Annotated in this window: 18 protein-coding genes and 1 pseudogene; 8 read left to right on the top strand and 11 right to left on the bottom strand. The window is 69.0% G+C overall.

What is annotated here, in order from left to right; translation table 11 throughout:
• Positions 1 to 296: 296 nt before the first annotated feature.
• Positions 297 to 2,052, bottom strand: a pseudogene (locus RQG77_RS07375) (glycoside hydrolase family 3 protein).
• A 2-nt stretch (positions 2,053 to 2,054) separates the two neighbouring features.
• Positions 2,055 to 3,353, bottom strand: coding sequence for an MFS transporter (locus RQG77_RS07370; protein ID WP_311244161.1), 1,299 nt, complete (start codon positions 3,351 to 3,353; stop codon positions 2,055 to 2,057).
• Between the two features lie 136 nt (positions 3,354 to 3,489).
• Here RQG77_RS07370 and RQG77_RS07365 point away from each other — a divergent pair, with 136 nt between their 5' ends.
• A complete protein-coding gene (locus RQG77_RS07365) occupies positions 3,490 to 4,770 on the top strand; it encodes a TetR/AcrR family transcriptional regulator (protein WP_311244160.1) in 1,281 nt (426 codons plus the stop codon).
• A 13-nt stretch (positions 4,771 to 4,783) separates the two neighbouring features.
• Here the strand turns inward: RQG77_RS07365 and recQ are convergent, their stop codons facing one another.
• The gene (recQ, locus tag RQG77_RS07360; RefSeq protein WP_311244159.1) at positions 4,784 to 6,814 is read right to left on the bottom strand and encodes a DNA helicase RecQ; all 2,031 of its coding nucleotides are present in this window, start codon (positions 6,812 to 6,814) and stop codon (positions 4,784 to 4,786) included.
• A 91-nt stretch (positions 6,815 to 6,905) separates the two neighbouring features.
• Here recQ and RQG77_RS07355 point away from each other — a divergent pair, with 91 nt between their 5' ends.
• Positions 6,906 to 7,223 (top strand): GNAT family N-acetyltransferase, encoded by a 318-nt coding sequence (locus RQG77_RS07355; protein WP_311244158.1) that lies wholly within the window; start codon positions 6,906 to 6,908, stop codon positions 7,221 to 7,223.
• 31 nt (positions 7,224 to 7,254) lie between these two features.
• Here the strand turns inward: RQG77_RS07355 and RQG77_RS07350 are convergent, their stop codons facing one another.
• On the bottom strand, positions 7,255 to 7,632 hold the full coding sequence (locus RQG77_RS07350) for a hypothetical protein (RefSeq protein WP_311244157.1): 378 nt from the start codon (positions 7,630 to 7,632) through the stop codon (positions 7,255 to 7,257).
• A 64-nt stretch (positions 7,633 to 7,696) separates the two neighbouring features.
• Between RQG77_RS07350 and RQG77_RS07345 the strand changes: the two genes are divergently transcribed.
• Positions 7,697 to 8,662, top strand: coding sequence for a pirin family protein (locus tag RQG77_RS07345; protein ID WP_311244156.1), 966 nt, complete (start codon positions 7,697 to 7,699; stop codon positions 8,660 to 8,662).
• Positions 8,663 to 8,798: 136 nt separating this feature from the next.
• Here the strand turns inward: RQG77_RS07345 and RQG77_RS07340 are convergent, their stop codons facing one another.
• The 7 genes from RQG77_RS07340 to RQG77_RS07310 form a co-directional block, all read right to left on the bottom strand.
• Positions 8,799 to 11,831, bottom strand: coding sequence for a S8 family peptidase (locus RQG77_RS07340; protein WP_311244155.1), 3,033 nt, complete (start codon positions 11,829 to 11,831; stop codon positions 8,799 to 8,801).
• A gap of 171 nt (positions 11,832 to 12,002) precedes the next feature.
• Complete coding sequence (locus RQG77_RS07335; RefSeq protein WP_311244154.1) at positions 12,003 to 13,460, bottom strand: cation acetate symporter; 1,458 nt, start codon at positions 13,458 to 13,460, stop codon at positions 12,003 to 12,005.
• Complete coding sequence (locus tag RQG77_RS07330) at positions 13,457 to 13,867, bottom strand: heavy metal transporter (protein ID WP_311244153.1); 411 nt, start codon at positions 13,865 to 13,867, stop codon at positions 13,457 to 13,459. Before RQG77_RS07330 ends, RQG77_RS07335 begins: the two co-directional genes overlap by 4 nt.
• Positions 13,864 to 14,583: a LytTR family DNA-binding domain-containing protein gene (locus RQG77_RS07325; RefSeq protein ID WP_311244152.1), complete on the bottom strand. Its 720-nt coding sequence runs from the start codon at positions 14,581 to 14,583 to the stop codon at positions 13,864 to 13,866. Before RQG77_RS07325 ends, RQG77_RS07330 begins: the two co-directional genes overlap by 4 nt.
• Before the next feature lie 9 nt (positions 14,584 to 14,592).
• On the bottom strand, positions 14,593 to 15,774 hold the full coding sequence (locus tag RQG77_RS07320) for a histidine kinase (RefSeq protein ID WP_311244151.1): 1,182 nt from the start codon (positions 15,772 to 15,774) through the stop codon (positions 14,593 to 14,595).
• A gap of 41 nt (positions 15,775 to 15,815) precedes the next feature.
• A complete protein-coding gene (locus RQG77_RS07315) occupies positions 15,816 to 16,061 on the bottom strand; it encodes a YbdD/YjiX family protein (RefSeq protein WP_311244150.1) in 246 nt (81 codons plus the stop codon).
• 1 nt (position 16,062) lies between these two features.
• On the bottom strand, positions 16,063 to 18,357 hold the full coding sequence (locus RQG77_RS07310) for a carbon starvation CstA family protein (protein ID WP_311244149.1): 2,295 nt from the start codon (positions 18,355 to 18,357) through the stop codon (positions 16,063 to 16,065).
• 183 nt (positions 18,358 to 18,540) lie between these two features.
• On the opposite strand from RQG77_RS07310, the gene RQG77_RS07305 reads away from it, so the two are divergent.
• From RQG77_RS07305 to RQG77_RS07285, 5 genes are all read left to right on the top strand, one after another.
• Positions 18,541 to 19,083, top strand: coding sequence for an ECF transporter S component (locus tag RQG77_RS07305; RefSeq protein WP_311244148.1), 543 nt, complete (start codon positions 18,541 to 18,543; stop codon positions 19,081 to 19,083).
• Between the two features lie 90 nt (positions 19,084 to 19,173).
• Complete coding sequence (locus RQG77_RS07300) at positions 19,174 to 20,880, top strand: ATP-binding cassette domain-containing protein (protein ID WP_311244147.1); 1,707 nt, start codon at positions 19,174 to 19,176, stop codon at positions 20,878 to 20,880.
• Positions 20,877 to 21,695 (top strand): energy-coupling factor transporter transmembrane component T, encoded by an 819-nt coding sequence (locus RQG77_RS07295; RefSeq protein WP_311244146.1) that lies wholly within the window; start codon positions 20,877 to 20,879, stop codon positions 21,693 to 21,695. The genes RQG77_RS07300 and RQG77_RS07295 overlap by 4 nt, the downstream gene beginning before the upstream one ends.
• Positions 21,696 to 21,706: 11 nt before the next feature.
• Entirely contained in the window at positions 21,707 to 22,582 is an 876-nt protein-coding gene (locus RQG77_RS07290) for a siderophore-interacting protein (RefSeq protein ID WP_311244145.1), read from the top strand.
• Positions 22,579 to 23,358, top strand: coding sequence for an ECF transporter S component (locus tag RQG77_RS07285; RefSeq protein ID WP_311244144.1), 780 nt, complete (start codon positions 22,579 to 22,581; stop codon positions 23,356 to 23,358). Before RQG77_RS07290 ends, RQG77_RS07285 begins: the two co-directional genes overlap by 4 nt.
• Positions 23,359 to 23,630: the final 272 nt, after the last annotated feature.

Genomic DNA, 23,630 nt, shown 5'->3' with positions numbered 1-23,630 from the left:
CGCCTCTCCCGTGATGCAGATGTTCCGCGTCACAAGGCCCTCCCCAGGCGTCGACACGAGTCGACCGAGCGCATGTCCAGACAGTATTGCCGGATCGAGATTCTTAAGTCCAGCGAACGTCCAGACTTCGTTCCCGGATCGTCATGATGCGAGACATTTCGTTAATCGAATGTCGAACCACCCCACAGGCGTGCGCGGCGGAGCCTTTCGGCAGGACGAATCGACGGCCGGTCGGAGCACGCAGAAACGCCCCGCAGGTCGATGCCTGCGGGGCGTTTCTGTGCGCGGTCGGGTCGCTAGAGCGTGAGGCCGTGCCCGAACCGGAAGAGCGGATCTGCGGTGTCGAAAGGGACGTCGGGGCGCGAGGCCTCGACCGCCGCCATCGACCTCGGCAGGTCGAACGGCAGCGTGCCCTGCGCAGTCGCGACGCCGCTCAGGACATCGAGCAGTGCGGCCGCGGAGACGCCCCAGTTGACCGTGACGGCTGCCGCCGCATCAGTGATCGGCTGGAGGATCGGCGGACGATCCGCGAGCACGTCGACCACGGTCGGAGCCGCGCTCGCCACCTCGATCACGTGGGCGATCACGTCGTCTGCGAAGTCCAGCGAGCCCGCGTGGAAGAAGTTCTCGAACATGGTCTCCCGCTGCTCGAACGGCGCCTGCAGCCGGATGATCGCGAGATCGGCCTCCGCGGGGGTCCCGACGACCGTGCCGTAGGCCGCCGCGGCCTCGGCATCGATCCCCTCGACGTAGAGCTTGATCCCCATCGCGAAGGGCAGCGATCCGTCGTTCGTCAGCACCGTGACCGATGCGCGCTGAGCCGCCTCGCCGGCGGCACGGAACTCCGCGCATCCGACGACCTCGTCGGCGGCATCCTCATCGACGAACGGGTTCTCGAAGAGCCCGAGCTCGAACTTCTCGCGGAGGATGCGGCGGGCGGAGACGTCGAGACGTTCCTCCGACACCGAGCCGTCCGCGACGAGCTCGAGCAGCAGCTCGGGGCAGTCCTCGCCGCCGAACTGGTCGGCCCCCGCATCCAGCACCTTCAGCATCCGCTCGCGCGGCGTCAGGTCCTCGACGCCCCACGCCCTGGCGGGGAAGGGCTGGCCGAAGATTTCGGCGTCGTTGATCAGACCCCAGTCGGTGCACACCAGGCCGTCGAAGCCGTAGCGCTCGCGGAGCAGCCCGGTGATCACGGACCTGTTGAAGCCGAACCCGACCTCCTCGTACTCGGTGCCGACGGGCATGCCGTAATACGGCATCATCTGCCGCGTACCCGCCGCGAGGGCATCCTCGAAGGGCTTGAGGTGCAGCTCGAACTGCCCTCCCGGATACACCTGCTCACGGCCGTACGGGAAGTGCGGATCTTCGCCGTCCTTCTGCGGGCCGCCCCCGGGGAAGTGCTTCGTCATGGTCGAGACGGAGCCGGGGCCGAAGGCCTCACCCTGGAATCCACGGATATATGCCGCTCCGAGAATGCCTGCCAACTCAGCGTCCTCTCCGAAGGTCGCGGTCTGGCGAGCCCAGCGTGATTCGGTGGCGAGATCGACCTGCGGGTGCAGCGCGACCCGCAGACCCACGGCCGTATATTCCTGGCGCGCGATATCCGCGAAACGCTCGACCAGCTCAGGGTCGCGTGTGGCGGCGAGCCCCAGCGTCTCGGGCCACTGGGAGAAAGGACCCGCGAGGATCGATGCGCCCGGATTCTCGCTGAACGAGTGACGCGGATCGGTCGACAGCGTCGACCGGAATGCCGAGTCGGGTGTCTGCGGCGAGACGCTGCAGGGCGTTCTGCCACGCGGCGATCTCGCGTCCGGTCGGAGCCGCGCCGAGCAGGTTGAAGTGCGTCATGTTCTTGACGTGCACGAACTCGCGCGCGCTCGGGGTCGCGAAGACCGGGTTCGCCTCGTCGAGGTCGCCGATCGCGATCATCGTGTGGAAGAACAGCCCCGCCTTCTCCTCGATGCTCATCTCGTCGAGAAGCAGCTGCACGCGGTCATCGACGGGAAGGCTCGTGTCGAGCCACGGTCGGGCGGTGGTCACGTCTGTCATGGTCACTTGACTCCCTTGATGCGATAGACGAGGACGGCGCCGGCGAGTGCGACGAGCGCACCGAACAGGTACCAGGTGGTGTATACGCCGAGCGGGGTGGCAGCTCCGAGGGCGATGATGCTCGGGGCGATCGCGGGAGCGATCGACTGCGGAAGGGCGTTGGCGATGTTGAGCACGCCGAGGTCCTTCGCCACATCGTCGGGGTTGGGAAGCACCTCGGTGGCGAGTGCGAGGTCGACGGACAGGAACGACCCGGCGCCGAGGCCGATGATGGCCTGCGCGATGATGACGACGGCGATCGTGGGGGCGATCGCGAGGATCACGAGACCGATCACCATGATCACGCCGGCGATCGCGACGAACGGTCGGCGCTTGCCGATCTTGTCGGAGAGGAATCCGCCGAGCGGTGCGGAGATGGCCATCGCCGCCATGGAGGCGAGGTTCGCGATCAGGATCGTGCCGACGGCGCCCTGCTCGTCGAGCGCGAACTTGGTCACGAGGTACAGCGGAAGGAAGGTGGCGATGCCGGCGTAGCCGAACATCACGAAGAACTTCGTCAGCCAGGTCCAGCCGAAGTCGGGGTGCTTGCGCGGGTTGAAGACGAACGAGCCGAAGAACGTGCCCACCGTGAAGCGCGTGGCCGGCTTCTCGGTGAGGCGGCGGTCCTTGAGCGTGAGGACGAACACCACGACGAGCACGAGAGCGATCGCGCCGGGCACGAAGAAGCGCTCGAAGTCGCCTGGCAGGAAGTTCACGATGAAGCTTCCGGCCAGGATGCCGATGGGCGTCGTGATGCCGATGATGCCCGAGACCTTGCCGCGGCTGGAGACGGGGACCTGGTCGGGCAGGGTCGCGTTGGCGGCGGCGAGCACCGCGTTCATCGATGCCTGCACGAGGCACCAGGCCAGCATGACCACGAGCACCGAGGTCGCGGCGCCGATGATGGCGAAGCCGCCGAGCCCGACGATCGCGCCGCCGAGGATCCACGGGCGACGCATGCTCCACTGAGAGGTGGTGCGGTCGGAGAGGCGGCCGACGAGCGGGTTCGCGATGAGGGCGAACGCGGCGCCAACACCCATCACGAGGCCGAGGCTGCCCTCGGTGTTGACCGGGTCGAGGCGCTGGATCTTGAACGCCATCGACACCATCACCGGGGTGAGGAGCGCCAGGTAGACGCCGAAGTTCACGGCGGCGAGTCCGGGGGTGTAGCCGCGCGGGGTCTTGAGGGGCGTGGTGCCGGGGGCTTTGAAGCCGGTCGTTCCGACTGCGGCCGCAGGGGCGGCCGATGACAGCTCTGTCATGGGGGTCCTTTCGGGCAAGGTTCGCCGGTCATCCGCGACCTGGCGTGAGGAACACCATATCGGAATATCGACCGTTTGGTAAGTGAATGTCGACCGATTGGTAATGAGACAGAATGGGGGAAGGAAGGGGGCAGCGATGACGACTGTGGCGACAGGCTCCCGTCACACGCGCGCGGCCGAGACCCGGCAGCGCATCGTGGATGCCGCCCGCGAGCTCTTCGTCTCGGACGGCTACCGGTCGACGTCTCTGCGTGACATCGCGGCGGCGGCCTCGGTCAGCCACCCCGGACTCCTCGGCCACTTCGCGTCGAAGGACGACCTGCTCGCAGAGGTGGTCGCCGGGTTCGAAGGCGACAACGAGAAGGCCTTCGACCTGATCGCCGCCGCATCCGACTCCGGTGAGCTGATCTTCGCCGACGTCGCCAGACGCAATGCCCGCACACCGGGCTACCTCGAACTCTTCGCCGCGCTCACCGGCGAGGCCTCCGCACCCGATCACCCCGCCCACGAGAGGATGCGGAAGCGCTACGCCCGGCTGCGGGCGCTGAGCTCCGACGTGCTCGAGGATGCGGCACTGCACGGCACCATCGAATCCGACCGCCACGTGTCGGATGAGACCACCCGGCACATCGCCGGATGGGACGGCCTGCAGCTGATCTCGCAGTACCTCCCCGACCGCGTGGACGTCGTCGAGATGCTCGAGGAGCGGGAGTCCCTCTGGGTCCTCCCCGTCGGCTGGCGCGACCCTGATCAGCCCTCCCCTGCCCCGGACGCGGCGGGCCCCCTGCCCGCCCTCGACGGCACGGCGGTCGAGGGACTGCCGGAGACCGACCCCGGCTACGCCGTCGGCCGAAGGCGGCGAGCGCAGATCCTCGCGGACGCGATGCGACTCTTCTCCCTTGCCGGATACGGCGACACGAGCCTGCGGGACATCGCGGAGGCGGTCGGGGTGTCGAAGTCGACGCTGCTCCACCACTACGCCTCGAAGGAGCTGCTGCTCAGCGCCGTGCTCTCGGAGCGCGACCGGTCGATCCAGGAGCGCACGAATGCGCACAGGGCGGAGCGGGCCGCCGACGTGCTGCGTGCGATCCACGAGGGCGCTCGCGTGAACGCCCTCGACGAACCCGGTCTGATCGAGGTCTACGCGGTGCTCTCGTGCGAGGCAGTGCCGTCCGGGCATCCGGCCCACGACTACTTCACCGAACGATTCCGCAGGGTGATCGATCACTTCGCCGAGCTGTTCCGGCTCGCGCAGGTCGACGGAGACCTTCCGGATCACCGTGACCCCGAGCACGAGGCCGTCTGGCTTCTCGCGCTGTGGGACGGACTGCAATACCAGTGGCTCTACGACCGCGAGGCCGTCGACGTCGCGGCGCACCTGCGCGCGCATCTCGAGGACGTGCTTCCTCGACTGTGAGGGTCGCGCGCGATCAGGCGGAGGCGATGACCGCCAGCACGCCCTCGCCGTAGCCGTCGCGCTTCTTGGCGCCGATTCCGGTGATGCCGTCGAGATCGGCGAGCGAGGCCGGGCGATGTTCGGCGAGCGCTCGCAGGGTCGCGTCACCGAAGACCATGTACGCCGGCTTCCCCTCCTCTCGAGCGGTCTCGGCGCGCCAGGCGCGGAGCGCCTCGAACAGTCCGCGGTCGGCCGCATCCAGCGCATCCGCCGCGCTCGCCTTGCGCGCCCGCGGGGTGGATGCCGGTCGTCCGATCGTGTCTTTGCGCAGCGGCACGGGCGTCTCGCCCTTCAGTACGCCGACCGACTGCTCACCCGGGGCGAGCGTGCCGTAGTCTCCCTGCGCCACGATGATGCCGCGGGCGAGCAGCTGCCGGACGACGCTGCGCCAGTCCTGATCCGAGAGGTCTGCGCCGATGCCGTAGGTCGCGACCTTCTCGTGCCCCTGCTGCCGGATGCGCTCGGTCGAGGCTCCCCGGAGGATGTCGATCAGGTGTCCGGCGCCGAACGACTGGTTGCGCTCGCGCTTGAGCCGCACGATCGTCGAGAGCAGCTTCTGCGCGGGGATGAGCCCGTCGAAGGTCTCGGTGGTCTCCAGGCATGTGTCGCAGTTGCCGCACGGCTGGGAGTCCTGCCCGAAGTAGCCGAGCAGGTTCTGCCGGCGGCACTCGACCGTCTCGCACAGGGCGAGCATGGCGTCGAGGTGCTGCCCCAGGCGCATCTTGAAGGTGCGGTCGCCCGGGCTCTGGTCGATCATGCGGCGCTGCTGCACCACGTCGCCCAGGCCGTAGGCCATCCACGCGATCGACGGCTCTCCGTCACGACCCGCGCGGCCTGTCTCCTGGTAATACCCCTCGACGGACTTCGGCAGGTCGATGTGGGCGACGAACCGCACGTCGGGCTTGTCGATGCCCATGCCGAAGGCGATCGTCGCGACCATCACGACGCCGTCTTCACGGAGGAAGCGCGACTGGTTCTTCGCGCGCACCTCGGCGGGAAGACCCGCGTGGTACGGCAGGGCGTCGAAGCCCTGCGCCGCGAGATAGGTCGCCGTCTGCTCGACGGATTTGCGGCTCAGCGCATAGACGATGCCCACCGAGCCCTCGGGCTGCGCGCGGATGAAGGCGACGAGCTGCTTGCGCGGGTCGACCTTCGGCACGATGCGGTACTGGATGTTGGGGCGGTCGAAGCTCGCGACGTAGTGCTTCGCGTCGTCGAGACGCAGCCGCTCGGTGAGCTCCTTGTGCGTCGCACGGGTGGCGGTCGCCGTGAGCGCCATGCGCGGCACGCCGGGGAACCGCTCGCCGAGGTCGCCGAGCGCGAGGTAGTCGGGACGGAAGTCGTGACCCCACTGCGACACGCAGTGCGCCTCGTCGATCGCGATGACGCTGAGGGTTCCCCGCTGCAGCAGAGCCGTCGTCTGCGGCGACGACAGCCGCTCGGGGGCGACGTAGATGAGATCGAGCTCCCCCGCGACATACGCGCGCTCGACCTCGCGGCGCTCGTCGATCGACTGCGTGGAGTTGAGATACGCCGCGCTGACGCCGTTGGCCCGCAGCGCGTCGACCTGGTCGTGCATGAGAGCGATCAGCGGGCTGACCACGAGCCCCGTGCCCTCGCGGACGAGCGCCGGCACCTGATAGGTCACGCTCTTGCCGCCACCGGTCGGCATGAGCACGACGGCATCGCCGCCGCCGATCACGTGCTCGACGATCGCCGCCTGGTCACCGCGGAACTCGTCGTATCCGAAGACCGTGTGCAGCGCCTCACCCGCGCTCGGGTAGCGGCTGGGCGCAGCGCGTCGAGCCGGCGCGGCGAATGCCGTCGTCGCCTGTCCCACCGGCGTGACCGGTCCTGGCCCCCAATCGAGCGGCGGCTCGTAGCCTGCGCCCTGCGGCACCCAGTCCATGGGCTCCGGCGGCTCCGAGGGCTCCCACTCGGCGCCGTCCCACGGCTCGTCTGCGTACGGCAGATCCTCGTACGGGTCACGGGGAGTCTGCGGCATCCCTCCAGCGTAACGACCCCCGCCGACCTCGGCCCGCCCGTCCACAACTCAGCGGGCGTAGGTTGGACGCAGACAGCCGAAGGAGCACTCGATGACCGATATCACCGTCACCCGCAACGACGACGAGTCCCGCTACGAGATCCGCACGGATGGTGCGCTCGCGGGCTACGCCGAGTACCAGCTGCGGCCCGGGGCGATCCGCTTCATCCACACCGAGCTCGACCCCGCCTTCCAGGGGCAGGGCCTCGCGAGCATCCTCGCCGAGCGGGCGCTGACGGATGCCGCGGCATCCGGCGACGCGATCGTGCCACTGTGCCCGTACATCGCGAAGTACCTCACGACCCATGAGATCGCAGGAGCCGAGATCCGCTGGCCGAAGAGACCCGGCGACGCGCCGACCGAAGCCTGACGACGCCCGGATGCCGCGCCCCGGACAACGGCTACTGCATGCAGGTGCCGTTGTAGTAGTCGAAGAGCGCTTCGCCAGCAGCCTTGACGTCGTCGTCGTAGGCGTTGATCATCGCTGTGACGTCATCGGTGATCGATTCCGATGCCACCGTCAGGTATCCCTTCCACGTCTCGAGGTCGTCGGCGAGCTCAGGCGTCGGCTCGACCTTCTCCATGAGCGCGAGTCGCGCCGTGACGTCTCCCTCGGTGTTCATCCCGGGGATCAGCGGCGAGAAGGCGGCCGCCGATGTCTGGGTGTCATCGATCAGCGGGCCGCAGAAGCCGGCGTCTCCGCCGGATGCGCACCCCGACAGCAGCACGGCCGATGCACCGAGGGCGAGCAGGATAATGGGAGAGCGTCGAGCGTTCATCCGCTGAGCCTACGAGTCCGCTCGTGCGACCGTGCGCAGACGCACCTGAGCGAAGGAGAATCGGATGACCGAGATCGCGAGCGGATCCGCCGACGCCCACGGCGCTTCACCGACGATCGGTGAGCGCCGCATCGTGCTCGAGCCGCGCGAGGTTCCGCTCGGCGGCGTCCGAGGTATGAAGGTGCTGCGCGTGCTGCCGCACCGCAACCTGCCGACGATCGGGGCCTGGTGCTTCCTCGACAGATTCGGACCGGCGGACACCAGGATGCGCGTCGAGCCGCACCCGCACATCGGGTTGCAGACGGTCACCTGGCCGCTCGTCGGCGAGATCCGCCACCGAGATTCGCTCGGCAGCGACGCCGACCTCCGTCGGGGCCAGCTGAACCTGATGACCGCGGGCAACGGCATCTCGCACTCGGAGTACTCGATCGGTGACGACCCGATCCCGCTCGACGCCCTGCAGTTCTGGGTCGTGCTCCCCGACGGTGCACGTCAGGGGGTCGGCGGTTTCGAGCGGCATACCGACCTCCCGCAGGTGACCCTGGTCGCCCACGAGGGCGCGGATGCCACGGCCACCGTCGTGCTCGGCGAGTTCGCCGGCACGACCTCACCCGCGACCGTGCACACCCCGATCGTCGGCGCCGAGATCGTCATCCCCGCCGGAAGCCGCATGCGACTGCCGCTGCGGGGCGACTGGGAGCACGCGATCATGCTCGTCGAGGGCGATGCGTCGATCTCCGAACACGAGATGACGCAGAACGACATGCTGTACCTCGGCGATTCGAGGGAGGACATCGAGGTCGCCAGCACGCAGGGCGCACTGCTCTTCCTGATCGGCGGCGAGCCGTTCGACGACGAGATCGTCATGTGGTGGAACTTCGCCGGCCGCACGCACGAGGAGATCGTCGAGGCGCGCGCCGAGTGGGAGACGGCCTCCCCGCGCTTCGGAGTCGTCGACGGGCACGACGTGCGCATCCCCGCTCCTCCCCTGCCCGACGTGCGCCTGATGCCGCGCGGCCGCAGGATCTGATCCGCCCTTCTCCGGTCGTTGAGCGAGGACGACGGAGTCGACCGAGACGAAACGCGGTGAGCTGATCCTGCATGCCCACCGCGTTTCGTCTCGCTGCTCCGCCGCTCGCTCAACGACCTGAGCGGCGTATCGGCTGCTACGGCGCGTCGACCGTGACGATCGTCCGCACGTCCGACTCGCTGTACTGCACGAGTCCGAGGTAGCGGGTGCCGGCGGTGAGGCCGGTCCAGCTGAGCTCGTAGCTCGTCGCCTGACCCCGGACGGCATCGATCGGGTTCGGGGTCGCGGTCAGCGCTCCCTCGCCTGCAGGCTGCACGTTGGCGTAGGTCATGTCCCACGTCATCGGCGCCGACGTCGAGTACACGTTGGCGACGACCAGATACGTGCCGGCCGTCGGAGCCGCCAGCGTCACCTGCTCGTCGGCCGAGCCCGTCGCCGACTGCCAGCGCTCGTAGTAGCGCAGGTCGTCAGGGCTCACGACCCGATAGACCGTGAGGTCGAGGTCGCTGCCGGTGTCATCCGACGAGTCGAGGTCGAAGCGCGAGAGCGTCGTGCCCTCGGGCACGTCGACGATCCACGACACGTCCTTGTTCGCGTCTCCCGACGCCTCGTCACCCGAGTGACCGACGACGCGGCCGTCGGGGTCCTCGAGCAGCGAGAACGGCGTCAGACCCGACAGTGCGAGAGCGAGAGCGCCGTCGACGCCGGGAGTGATGTCGACCGTGGTCGCACCGTCGACTCCCGTGCCCTCGACCTCGGCCGGAGCATCCGCCGTGACCGGGAACACCGCGATCGGCGACCGCACCGTGTTCTTCTTGCTCGTCCAGGTAAGCGACCCGGTCGCCCACTGCTCGACCGGTGCGCTCTGGTTGTCGAACGTGACCGTGTAGGTCGCCGTCTGCCCAGGCTTGTCGAAGCTCAGCGTCGACGGCTGCACCGTCACGTCGACGCCGGGCAGATCGACGGATGCCGTGAACGTGCCCTTCTCGGTCGCGGTGACCGTGCGGGTGACGGTCTGCGCACTCGCCAGCGATCCGATCGAGAACGACGCGACGTTCAGGTCGCTGCCGTCGATCGGCTCTCCGGGGAAGTCGGCGAGGCCCTTGCCCTCGAGGAACGCCACCCAGTCGGGCACGTCGTTCAGATAGAGCAGACCCGGGTTGAGCATGCGCTTCGGGTCGACCTGACCCGCACCCTGCTGGAACGGGTCCTTGTTGGCAGAGCCGTCGGCGTTGACCGTGTCGTACGCCGTCGTCATCATCGCGGACTTGATCTCGGCGGGCTTCGCGTTCGGGCGCTCACCGAGGTAGAGCGCGGCGAGACCGGCGATGTGCGGCGACGCCATCGACGTTCCCGACAGGATGCCGAAGGTCGGTGCTTCGCCCGGAGCGTTCTGCGTCGCGGCGAGGATCGCCACACCGGGCGCTGCGATGTCGGGCTTCATGATGTCGCTGCCGTCGGCGAGCATCGGTCCGCGACTCGAGAATCCGGCGATCTGCGGCACCGGCGTCACGACACCGGTGGTGTTCTCGCCCACGAGCGTGATCGGACGGTCGGTGCCGCCCTGCACGTATGCCAGCACGGCCGCGCGATACGCCGAGGCGAGGTGCACGGTCGGCACGGCGTGGAAGTCGTTGTCGAGCGAGTCCGCACCGCCGGGCACGTTCACGAGAACGACGCCCATGCCACCGGCATCCTTCACGACCTGCGACTTCTCGGCGCGAGCGTTGCCGCCGCGATCGCAGACCACGATGTGGCCTGTGACCTTGGCCGCGTCCAGCGTGCCCGGCAGGCACAGCGCCGCGTCCGCGGCCGCCTGACCCGCAGCAGGTGCGTCACCCGCGTAGATCGAGGGACCCGTGACCGTGGTGCCGAACGGCACGCTCACCGAGGCGCCGGCCTGGGCGAAGCCGTCGAACTGCACGGTGCCCTCCCAGGTCGGGATCGTCGATGCCGCGACCGTCGTGTACCAGGGGGAGGCGTGGTCGGCGGTGACGGAATCGGGCCCGTCGTTGCCGGCGCTGGTGGCGACGAAGACGCCGGCCGCTGCCGCGTTGAAGAACGCGATGTCCTCGGGGGCGAGCACGGTGGATGCCGCACCGCCGCCGATCGAGTAGTTGATCACGTCGACGCCGTCGGCGACGGCCTGGTCGATGGCGGCGATCAGGTCGCTGCCGGCGCAGATGTCGTCGGTCGTGACGGCCTCGTCGGGCCCGACGTAGCAGGCCTTGTAGGCCGCGACCTTGGCACCGGGTGCGACACCCGAGATCTTGCCGAAGTCGACGTCCTCGATCGATGCCTTCACGCCGAAGTTGCCTGCCGCGGTGCTCGCGGTGTGCGAACCGTGGCCATCGCCGTCGCGCGGCGAGAGGTAGTCGTACTGGAAGTCGAAGCCGGCGGCCGCCGCGCCCGCGGAGAAGTACTGGGCTCCGATGAGCTTCGACGAGTAGTCGCCCTTGTCCCACTCCTGAGCCTCGACCATCGCACCGCGGAACTGACCGCCGTCCGACTTGTCGAAGTAGACGAAGGTGCCGTCGGTGTACGGCTGGCTGCCCTTGTGGCGCTTGTCGTTCTTCGGCTGTTTCTTGAGCTTCTTGCCCTCGAACGAGGGGTGCTCGGGAGCGATGCCGGTGTCGATGACACCCACGACCACGCCCTCGCCCGCCTTGTCGACGCCGCCGGTCTGCTGCCAGACGCCGCCGCGGCCCTTCTTGTCATCACCGAGACCGAGGAAGTCCGTCGACGTCTGCGCGTCGGGATGGCGGATGAAGTCGGGGTAGACGTCGTAGACGTCCTTCGACGCGCGCAGCTTGTCGACCTGTTCGCCCGTGAGCTCGGCGCTGAAGCCGTTCAGCACGACCTGATAGCTGACCTCCGGCGTGACTCCCGCCTCCTGGGCGACAGTCTGCTGCTCGGTCTCGAGGTGCTGCACATAGCGCTGCGAGTCCTGCGACTGCGTCTCGAGCTGCTCGCCCTCGGCGGGCTTCGTGGCTTTGAGCCCGTTGACGTCGCCGGTGTAGCTGGCGAGAGGATCGGACTTGAGCACGACGATGTAATGCCCGGGCGTCCCTTCGACCGGAGTGGGGTTTGTCACCTCCTCCGTGCCTGCGTAGCCTGCGGTTGCCGTCGATGCGATGAACAGCGTTGCCAGGGTGGTGGCTGCTGCCATCCGGAGGGGTGTTCGACCCATGTGCTTCTCCCGATGATCTTCGTGCGACTGCGTTGCCGCACCGCCGCTCAAGCTACGCCGGGCTTTGGTCTACATTCCAGGGTCAGGGACGATTCCTAGACGAACGGCCAGCGGAATCGCCGTTGGTCGACCCGTGAGCCCCGGCTCGCCTCAGCGTCGTTCCGGCGAGTGCACCCGAGCGAGAAATCGCGAGGTGCGCGGTGACGGCCCGCGCGGATCGAACAGCGACACGATCACGGTGACAGCGGCCGCGAGCGGGATGGTCCAGGCGGCCGGCTGCGCGAGATACGGCGCTGCGACGCCGACTCCCCCGACCGCTCCGTGGATCAGCAGCGCCAGCCCGGCGGCGAGTCCGCCTGCGGCCATGCCGGCCACGGCCCCGCGCGCGGTCAGCCCTCGCCACCAGACGCCGAGCAGCACGACCGGCGAGAGCGTCGACGCTGCGACCACGAAGACCACCCCCACGCTCGACACGAGTCCGGCAGGTGCGGTCGTGAGCGCCACTGCGAGCGGCACCAGGGCGCAGAGAACGGCGGACACCCTGAACGAGCGCACGGAACCTGAGAACACGTCCTGGCTGATCACCCCCGCCAGCGACACGACAAGCCCTGCCGAGGTCGCCAGGAACGCCGCGAACGCTCCGGCGACGATCAGTGCCGTGAGCAGTTCGCCGAACACCCCGGGGAACACCCGCGACGGCAGCAGGAGCACGACGGTGTCGGCGGTGCCGGGAACCGCGAGATCCGGTGCCTCGATGCGCGCCAGCAGACCCATCGCGCTCGACACGGCGTAGAAGGCGCTGACCATGGCGATCACGATCACCGTGGTCCTGCGCGCCGAGACCCCGGTCGGACTCGTGTAGAAGCGCACCAGCACGTGCGGCAGCCCCATGGTTCCCAGCAGCAGAGCGAGAAGCAGGGATGCCGATTCGTAGGCGTCGAATCCGGAGGGCCCTGCTTCCGCGGGGAAGACGAGAGCCGGGTCGAAGTCGTACGGCCCGCCGCTGAGAGCGAAGGCGATGCAGATGACCGGCACGAGAAGAGCGGTGAGCTTCAACCAGTACTGGAACGCCTGCACGTACGTGATCGCGCGCATCCCACCCGCCGCCACGGCCGCCGCGACCAGCACGGCGACAGTCACGGCGCCCACCCATTCGGGCAGCCCTGCAACCACGACGAGGGTGATGCCCGCCCCGTGCAGCTGCGGCACGATGTACAGCCATCCGATGATCAGCACAGCGAGACTCGTCACGCGACGGGCCGCTGTCGATTCGAGCCGCGCCTCGATGAAGTCGGGGATCGTGTACGCACCGCTTCGACGCAGCGGTGCGGCCACGAACACCAGCACGAGCAGGTAGCCGGCCGCATAGCCGATCGGGAACCAGAAGCCCCTGGCTCCGTCGAGGAGGACGAGGCCGGACAACCCGAGGAAGGTTCCTGCCGAGAGGTACTCGCCGCTGATCGCCGATGCGTTCCACACCGGGCGGACCGTGCGCGATGCCACGAAGAAGTCGCCTGTGGTCCGCGAAACCCTCAGCCCGTACACGCCGATCAGCAGCGTCGCGAGGATGATCAGGGCGACACCGACGAGATTGGCGACGGTGTTCATTCACGGTCCCTGAGCTCGCGGAAGCGGCGCTCGTTGCGAGCGGCGGTGCGCGCGTAGAGCACGGCGAAGACGAGGATGACCGGATAGAACGCGAAGGCCTGAAGCAGCCACGACAGCGGCACGCCCCACAGGGTGATGCTCTCCATTCCGGGGATCAGCGCCACGGCGAGCGCCAACACCAGCACGACGACGACGAATCCGGCGATGGTGCCGAGCGCCAGGCGCAGTTGACTGCGCATGAGGGCGCGCACGTAGACGGCATCCGCTTCGTCGACCGGTGAGCCTGGGAGCGCGATTCCCCGGGTGAGGGCCTGCGTCCGACGTGTCGGCAGGTCGGCCGTGACGCGCACCCTCTTGGGCGCCTCCACTCTCTTGGGCGCCTCGCCCCTCTTCGCCGGCTCTGTCATGGCCCTGCCTCGCCGCGCACCAGCGCCTCGCGCACCGTCGACACGAGGCGTCTGCTGACCGACAGCGAGACGGCGCCGATCACGAGGGACGGATCGGCGCCCGACAGTCGCGCCTCGGTCACTGCGGAGATCCGCACGAGCACCGAGCGATGGATGCGGAGGAACCCGGCATCGGCCCAGCGACTCTCGAGCTCGGAGATCGGGATGCGCACCAGATGTCCTGTGCCGTCTTCCGTGTGCAGGCGCGAGTAGTCGCCCTGGGCCTGTGCCCAGACGACGTTCTTGCGATGCACGAAGCGGACGGCGGATCCGACCGTCACCGGAATCACCTCGTCGTCGCCCGACGCCGCACTCTCGCCGAGTTCGAGCACGCGATCCACTGCTCGACGCAGCCGCTCGGTGCGCACGGGTTTGAGGAGGTAGTCGGCGGCGCGGAGCTCGAACGCCTCGACGGCGCGTGCCTCGTCGGCCGTCACGAACACGACGGCCGGCGGATCGGCGAGAGAGAGGAACGCGCGGGCGAGCTCGGTGCCGAGCAGCCCCGGCATGTGGATGTCGAGGAACGCGATCCGCACGGCACGCTCGGAGAGCTGGCGCAGCGCGTCGGCGCCCGTGCGCGCGGTGAGGATCTCGCCGATCCGTTCATCCGTGCGCAGCAGGTGCACGAGTTCGTCGAGCGCGGGCTGTTCGTCGTCGGCGACGAGGACGTCGATCATGAGCGCACCTCAGTCGTTGTCCGGGTCGTGGAGCGGCTGCGATTTGGGCACCCGCATCCGCACCAGGGTACCCGCGCCCGTGTTGGTCTCGACGACGAGTCCGCCGTCGGTGCCATACAGCTGGCGGAGTCTCGTGTCGACGTTGCGCAGGCCGATGTGCACCCCCTCGGATCCGGCGGTGAGCAGCACTCGCAGACCCTCCGGGTCCATCCCGATCCCGTCGTCCTCGACCGTGATCTCGGTGTGGGTGCCGTCATCCCGCGATGCGATGCGGATCTCGCCGCCGCCCTCCCCCGGCTCGAGACCGTGGCGCACCGCGTTCTCGACCAGCGGCTGCACCGAGAGGAAGGGGATGACGGTGGCGAGCGTCTCAGGGGCGATCTGGAGAGTGACCCTCAGCCGGTCGCCGAACCGGGCCCTTTCGAGCTCGAGATACGAATGGATGCTGCCGAGCTCCTCCGCCAGCGTCGTGAACTCGCCCTGCCTGCGGAACGAATACCGGGTGAAGTCGGCGAACTCCAGCACGAGATCGCGGGCGCGCATCGGGTCGGTGTGGATGAAGGAGGCGATGGCGGTGAGCGCGTTGTAGATGAAATGCGGTGAGATCTGGGCCCGCAGCGATCGCAGCTCGGCCTCTGCCAGCTGCGTGCGCGAGCGGTCGAGATCACCCAGCTCGACCTGCGCGGCGCACCAGTCGGCGACCTCTTCGGCCGCACGCACGAGCGAGGCGCGCACCGGTGCGGCGAACGCGACCACCGCTCCGATCACCCGTCCGTCGACGAGGATGGGCGCACCGACCCCCTCGAGGTCGTCATCGGCGCCGGGCGAGGGGAACACCTGACGACGCCCCGACGCCGTGACCTGCTCGGCGATGCGCACCGCGGCCGATTCCAGCCCGTCCGAGGGGCCGTCGAACGACAGCGTGCCGTCGGCGTCGACGATCGCGACCGCCGCGCTGCCGAGCAGCACCCGCAGGTGTCGGGCGGCCTTCACCACATCGGACGCTGCGAGGCCCGCGCGCAGGTGCGGCGCCGCGAGACTCGCATGGTGCAGGGCGGTGAGGGCCGCACGCTCGGCATCGCTGCCGAGGTCTGCCGCCCCGCGCGCGAGCCGACGGGCGAGCAGCAGCAGCACCGTGAGCACGACGCCGCCGAGCACGCCGAGCACCGCAGCGAGAACGACGTCGGTCATGCCCTCAGCCTAGGCACTCGGGGGTCGGCGACGACCGGGACTCAGCAGCACCGCGCGCCCGGATTGCGATCCTGATCGTCCATCCGCTGCCGCCAGAACTGCCGCTCGGTCAGCGGCTCCTCCCCCGGGTGCTGCCTCTGGTGATGCGCGACGTAGGTCGCGTAAGCGGTGTCACCCATCAGAGTCGTGATGTACCAGCGGATGCCGCGGCCCACCCGCCCCGCGCCGCGGAGAAGCGTGCGCAGGAGGGTGGTCGCGGCATCCGCGCGGGTCACGGTGTCGGCCATCTCAGTGGGTCGATGCCTTGCGCTCGTCGGCGAGGATCGGGTCCCACTCCTTCTCGAGCTCGCGCTCGGCAGGGCTCGGCAGGAATCCGGCCGGAGCGAACCGTCGGGAGGCGACCGGGGTCTCCTCGGTGTTCTCGCCGCCGCCGTTGCGGATCGCCCTGATCGTCACGATCACCGCGGCGACCATCACGATGATCGCCAGCGTCACGAAGATGATCGACAGCGTGCCCTGCACGGCCGTGTTGCGGATGACGGCGTCGAGCACCTCCGGCGCTCCGAGCGAGGTGTCGCCGCTGTCGCGAGCCTCGACGTAGCGGAAGTGGTTCGCCCAGTAACCGATGGCGGGCACCGGCGAGGCGATCTTGTACAGCGACGCGGTGATCGTGACGACCGCCGTGAACGCGAGGGGCAGCCCGATGATCCACAGCCACTTGACGTAGCTTCGTCCCCTCTTGGCCACGATCGCCATCACCACGGCGAGCGCGATCGCCGCGAGCAGCTGGTTCGCGATGCCGAACAGCGGGAAGAAGGTGTTGATGCCGCCGAGCGGGTCGGTGACCCCCAGGATGAGGATCGCTCCCCAGCCGGCCACCATGATCGCGGTGCAGATCCACACACCGGGGCGCCACGAGACGTCGCGGAACTTGGGGAACCAGGCGCCGATCGAGTCCTGCAGCATGAAGCGGGCGACGCGGGTGCCGGCATCCACCGCGGTGAGGATGAACAGGGCCTCGAACATGATCGCGAAGTGGTACCAGAACGCCATGAGCGCCTGCCCGCCGAGGGCCTGCTGCATGATGTGCGCGAGGCCCAGCGCCAGCGTCGGGGCACCGCCGGTGCGAGAGACGATCGACTCCTCGCCGACGGCCTGCGCTGTGCCGGTGAGCATCTCGGGCGTCAGATTCACCCCCGTCAGCCCCAGCGAGTTGACGAAGGCGACGGCCCCTTCGACCGTGCCTCCCGTCGCCGCCGTCGGCGCGTTCATGGCGAAGTAGATGCCCTGGTCGATCGAGATCGCGGCGACGAGCGCCATGATCGCGACGAACGACTCCATGAGCATGCCGCCGTAGCCGATGAAGCGCGTCTGGCGCTCTTTCTCGATGAGCTTCGGTGTGGTGCCGGACGCGATCAGAGCATGGAAACCCGATAGCGCGCCGCACGCGATCGTCACGAACAGGAACGGGAAGAGCGGGCCTGCGAACACCGGGCCCATCCCGTTCTCGCCGAAGATGCTGACAGCCGGGACGGTGATCTCGGGGCGCACGAGGATGATCGCTCCGGCGAGCATGACGATCACGCCGATCTTCATGAAGGTCGACAGATAGTCGCGCGGGGCGAGCAGCAGCCAGACCGGCAGCACCGCGGCGATGAAGCCGTAGACGATGATGCCCCACGCGATCGTGGTGCGGTCGAGGTGGAAGATCGCCTGACCCCAGTCGGTGCCGGCGACCCAGCCACCGCCGATGATGGCGGCCATCAGCAGCACGAAGCCGATGATGGAGACCTCGGTGACCTTGCCGGGGCGCAGGAACCGCAGGTAGATGCCCATGAAGATCGCGATCGGGATGGTCATCGCGACCGAGAACACGCCCCAGGGGCTCTCGCCGAGCGCGTTGACCACGACGAGGGCGAGGATCGCGACGATGATCAGCATGATGAGCAACGAGGCGATGATCGCGGCCGTGCCGCCGATGCGGCCGAGCTCCTGACGCGCCATCTGGCCGATCGTGCGGCCGCCGCGGCGCATGGAGAAGAAGAGCACCGTGTAGTCCTGCACGGCGCCGGCGAGCACGACGCCGACGATGATCCAGATCGTGCCGGGCAGGTAGCCCATCTGCGCCGCGAGCACCGGTCCGACGAGCGGTCCGGCACCGGCGATGGCGGCGAAGTGATGGCCGTAGAGCACACGACGGTCGGTCGGGACGTAGTCCTTGCCGTCCTGCTTGACCTCGGCCGGGGTCGCACGGCGGTCGTCAGGGCGGGTGATGTACTTCTCGATCACCTTGGAGTAGAACCGGTAGCCGATCAGATAGGTGCAGACGGCCGCGAACACGAACCAGATCGCGTTGACGGTCTCACCGCGGACGATCGCGAGCATCGTCCAGGCGACGGCGCCCAGCAGCGCGATCGCCGACCAGATGAGGATCTTCGGCCAGGTCCAGCGGTTCGCCTTCTCGTGGTGCTCGTCGCTCAGGGCGACCGGGGGCAGGGAGGGGTCGGTGGTGATCACCGGTTCGTCGAGTCCGGTGCGATCGCGGCCGGTCCCGTCGCGGCGATGCGACGAAGGTGCAGTCATGGGGGTCTCCTCGGGGTGCGCGTCTTTGCGTTCACCCACGCTAGAAAGCATCCGCGGGACCGGCGGGGGCATCTCGGGATGGATGCGACGAACGGCGCAGACCACGCGACGAACGGATGCCGGAGGGGTTTTCCACGGCGCCGATCAGGCTCCGCCGCACCCACGCGCAAGTAGGCTTGAGGGGTGGCAACCACCCCCGTCCTGACGACTCGCGTGCTGCTGGTCTGTGCCGCGATCGGCGTCGCCACCGGCATCCTCGGGGGGATCGCCGGGTGGATCACGCTCCCTGTTCTCGCGGGCCCGGCATTCCTCTACGGACTCGTTCTCGGATCGCACGTCCTGCCCGGGATCATCGCGCAGGAGGTGCTGCGCCGACCGCTCGTGGCTCTCGTCACGCACGTGATCGCCGCGCTCATCTCGAGTGCGTTCAACCCGGCATGGTCGCTGCGCTTCATCGGCACCGCGCTGCTGTTCGGGGCGATCCAGGAGGGCATCGCCGCACTCACCCGCTACCGCTCCTGGGGCGCCTGGCGCTTCTTCATCTCGGCCGGGGTGATCGGCGTGATCGTGGCCGTCGTCGTCTTCTTCGCCGCTCATCTGGCCGTGCTGCCGCTGTGGGCGCAGATCGCCTACCTCGTGATCGCGGTGCTCGGCCCCATCGCCTGGACGGCCGTGGGGTTGGCCATCGGCGGAGCCCTGAGCCGGGCAGGCGTCGCCCGCCGTTGATGCCCGATCACTCGGAATCCGGCGAATGCGGATCAGGTAAGGCTCAGCTAAGTTAGAACGGTACCGATCCGCCGAAACCGGGGTTATGCCGTGCGCTCATCTGCGCCTCTCCTCCGCGTGCGTGACCTCTCGATCACGCACGCCGATGCCGCGCACCCCTCCCCCGAAGACGTCACCTTCGACATCCACCCCGGCGAGGTCGTGCTGTTGCTCGGTCCCTCCGGTTCGGGCAAGTCGACGCTGACGCTCGCACTCAACGGGCTGATCCCCCACGCGGTGCCCGCGACCATGACGGGGTCGGTCGAGGCCGGCGGACTCGACACCGCCAACGCACTCACCGCCACGCTGAGCACCCACGTCGCGATGGTCTTCCAGGATCCGGATGCGCAGATCGTCACCGGCACCGTCTACGACGAGGTCGCCTTCGGCCCCGAGAACCTGCTGCTGCCGCTCGACGAGGTGCGCACGAGGACCGAAGACGCACTGCGCCGTGTCGGTCTGTGGGAACGACGAGACGACAACCCCGACCGGCTCTCGGGCGGCGGGCGTCAGCGTCTCGCGATCGCCTGCGCCCTGGCGATGGGCTCCCCTCTGATCGTGCTCGACGAGCCGACCGCCAACCTCGACCCCCAGGGCATCGACGACGTCTACGCCGCGCTCACCGACGTGGTCGCCGCCGGCGACCGGTCGATCCTGCTGGTCGAGCACAACCTCGACGCCGCGATGGGCTTCCTCACCCGCACGATCGTGATCGACCGCGCGGGGCGCGTGGCGTTCGACGGACCGCCCGCCGACATCATCCGCACGAATGCCGCAGAGCTCGTCGCGATGGGGGTCTGGCTGCCCGCGGCGACTCTCGCGGCCCTTCGCATGCAGGATGCCGGGACGCACTTCGACCCGCTCCCCCTCACGCCTGACGAGCTCGCCGCCGCGCTCGCCGGCGCCACCATCCACCCCGTTTCGACTCTCTCCGCTCGCTCGTCGAGCGAGGAGCGCAGCGACGAGACGACACGCCCCGACTCCACCCCGGCCTCGAGCGCCCCGATCATCAGCGCCCGCGGTCTGACCGTCCGCCGTCACCGCACCGAGATCCTGCACGGCATCGACCTCGACATCGCGCCGGGCACCCTCACCGCGATCGTCGGAACGAACGGTGCGGGCAAGACGACGCTGCTGCAGTCGCTCGCCGGGGTCGTTCCGCCGCCGAAGCGGCAGGTGACGGTCGACGGCATCGATCCCGGGTCGGCGTCGCCGAGAGATCTCGCGAGCCGCGTCGGCTTCGTGTTCCAGAATCCCGAGCACCAGTTCATCGCGCACACGGTCTTCGACGAGCTCGCGCACGGGCTGCGGCTGAGACACACGCCGGATGCCGAGATCACCGAGCGCGTCGATTCGATGCTCGCGCGCTTCGGGCTCGAGGCCAAGGCCGATGTGCATCCGTTCCTGCTCTCGGGCGGAGAGAAGCGACGCCTCTCGGTCGGCACGGCGCTGATCACCCGCCCCCAGGTGCTCGCGCTCGACGAGCCGACGTTCGGACAGGACCGCGCCAGAGCATCCGAGCTGCTCACGCTGCTGCACGACCTGCGCGACGAGGGCACCACGATCCTGATCGTGACGCACGACCTGCAGCTCGTCGCCGAGCACGCCTCGCACACCGTCATCCTGAAAGACGGTCGCGTGCACGCCGCCGACCGCACTGCGGTGCTCTTCGGCGACGAGACGCCCTTCGTCGAGGCCGGGCTGCGCCTTCCGGCGCTCCAGCGCATGCTCGCCGCAGCAGGGCGGGCGATCGCGTGAGCGCGCAGACGTTCGATCCGTACGCCGCGGTCACGGCATCCTCTCCCCGTCAGTTCCTCTACGCCCTGAATCCGCTCGCGAAGGTCGCCGCAGTCGCACCCGCGATGCTGGTGCTGATCTTCGTGCGCGACCTCGCGACCCCGGCCGCCTTCCTGGTGCTGTCGCTCGTGCTGATCATCGTGGGGGCGCGGCTCACCCTGCGCACCGCGGCGCTGCTTTTCCTCGCGTTACCGCTGGGCATGCTCGCGATCGGTCTCGGATTCTCGCTGTGGGTCGACGCGGGCATCGTCGGCGACACCCCGCCTGCTCTGCAGATCGGCGACTGGACGCTGTATCAGGGGGCGCTCGCGATCGGCTTCGCCACAGCCCTCCGTCTCGGCGCGATCATCTCCCTCGCGCTGATCGGCGGCCTCACCACCACCGGGCCAGACCTCGTGCGCGCGAGCGTGCAGCAGCTGCGGGTGCCCTATCGGATCGGGTACACGGCGCTCGCCGCCTTCCGGTTCGTGCCCCGGTTCGGGCATGAGCTGGCCGTGATCCGCGCGGCACATCGCGTGCGCGGTCATCATGGCGGCAGCGGACCGTTCTCGCGGATCGCCCGCGGATGGGGCTACATCGTGCCGCTGCTCGCTGGAGCCATCCGCCACGCCGAGCGCGTCGCTCTCGCGATGGACTCCCGCGCCTTCGGCGCCCATCCCACGCGCACCGAACGCCACCTCGTGCCGTTCCGCACGCGCGACACCGTCTTCATCGTCGCCTCGATCGCCGCATCCACCGCGATCTTCGTGCTCTTCTTCCCCTGGCAGCTGCCCTGAAAGGCGCCCGCATGGCATTCAGCAAACTGGTCAAGCCCGAGTCGGCCGAGCTCCTCCACCTCAGCGTTGTGCGCACCGAACGGCTCGCCCCGCACTGGATCAGGGTCACGCTCGGCGGAGGCGAGATCGAGAGGTTCCGACCCATGGGCTTCGATCAGTGGTTCCGGCTGTTCCTGCCGATCGGCGGAGACGCCGGCCTCGACCGGGTGCCCGCGAAGGCGAACAAGATGTTCGGCTACCTGAAGTTCCTGCGCATCCCCGACGGCGAGCGTCCGGTGATGCGCAATTACAGCGTGCGGGCGTATCGCGCGGCGACCGCGGAGGCCGGCGCCGAGATCGACGTCGACTTCGTGCTGCACGGATCCGCCGCCGACGGCACGGCGGGCCCGGCATCGCGGTGGGCCGAGACGTGCGAACCCGGCGAGCACGTGCTGATCATAGACGAGGGACTGACGTTCAATCCACAGCGTGGCACCGATCGGGTCGTGCTCGTGGGCGACGAGACGGCGCTGCCGGCGATCGCCTCGATCTGCGCCTCGCTCCCCGCGGATGCCACGGGCTCGGCGCTCATCGAGGTGCCCACTCGGGAGGATGCGCTGGACTTCCCGCACCCGGCCGGGATCGACATCGTCTGGCTCGTACGTCCACATGAGTTCGCCCCTGGTTCGTTCGCCCTCGCCCGGCTCGGCGAGCTGTCGCTGCCCGATGCGCCGTTCCACGCGTATGCGGCAGGCGAGCAGTCACTGGCATCCGGTGCACGCAAGCATCTCGTCGGTGAGCGCGGTGTCGACAAGAACGCCGTCAGCTTCTGCGGCTACTGGAAGATCGGCGCGTCCTCGCCGACCTCGAAGACCGCTCGCGACGCCGCTGCCGAGCCCCTCGCATGAGCGGAGCGGAAGCCGTGAACGGGGCGGAAGCCGTGGGCGGAGCGGAAGCCGTGAACGGGGCGGAAGCCGTGGGCGGAGCGGATGCCATGCGACCGAACCCCTACGCCGATGCGTCGCGCGGCGTGGGGGCCGGTGCGGGGTCGAATACGCATCCGACTCCCGGTGCGGGGTCAGAAACGCATCCGAAATCGCCTCCTCAGCTGCAGAATCGGCCACGCACCGGCGGTGAACGCTCACGCTTCCGGTTCCCGACCGCGATCCTGCTGACGTGCGCGGCGCTCGGCGTCGCCGGCGGCATCCTGCTCGCACCCGCCAACTGGATCTCGACGCTCCTGTTCCTCGGCCTCCCGTTCGTCAGCGTGGGCCTGGCCGGGCTCTGGCTGCTGCCATCGGTGATCGCCCTGCGCCTGTTGCGGCGCCCGCTGGTCGGGCTGCTGGTGGGGCTCCTCGCCGGCCTCGTGATCGTCCCGTTCTCCGGATACGGCTTCAGCAGCGTGGCCACGAACGTCTGGTGGGCGGCATTCACCGAGCTCCCGTTCCTGTTCGTCCTCTGGCGCTACTGGGGCACCTGGCTGCACTACCTCGGTGCGGCGATCGTCGGCATCGTCTATCCGATCCTCGCCTGGACGTCGTTCAACCTCGGAACGTTCGACCTGGGCCTGCAGATCACGTTCTTCGCGATCACGCTCGCGAGCTGCCTCGGGGGCACCGCCCTCGGCATCCTGATCGCCGATCGGCTGCGCCGCGCGGGTGTCGGCGGCCGTCTGCCCCGCTGACCGGCGCTCGCTCCAGCCTTCTCAGCTGCCCGCCTGTCCGAACGCCCCTTGCCGCCTGCCCCCCTGCCCCTCTGCCCCTCTGCCCCTCTGCCCCTCTGCCCGCCCCTCCGGCCGGGCACAGCTTCGGATGCCGGGGTGCGGCGCGCCGTGCTCCGGCCGCCGACCTCGGCGCGTCGCGCCCACCCTCCGAATCTGTGCCCGGGAGTGGGGATCGGTTCCTCAGTTCTGCCCCGTGACGATCGAGAAGGGCCCAGGATGCTGGCATCCTGGGC

The organism is Microbacterium sp. WCS2018Hpa-23 (genome assembly GCF_031843845.1).
Taxonomy (GTDB): Bacteria; Actinomycetota; Actinomycetes; order Actinomycetales; family Microbacteriaceae; genus Microbacterium.
This window is presented reverse-complemented; position numbering and strand designations above follow the sequence as displayed.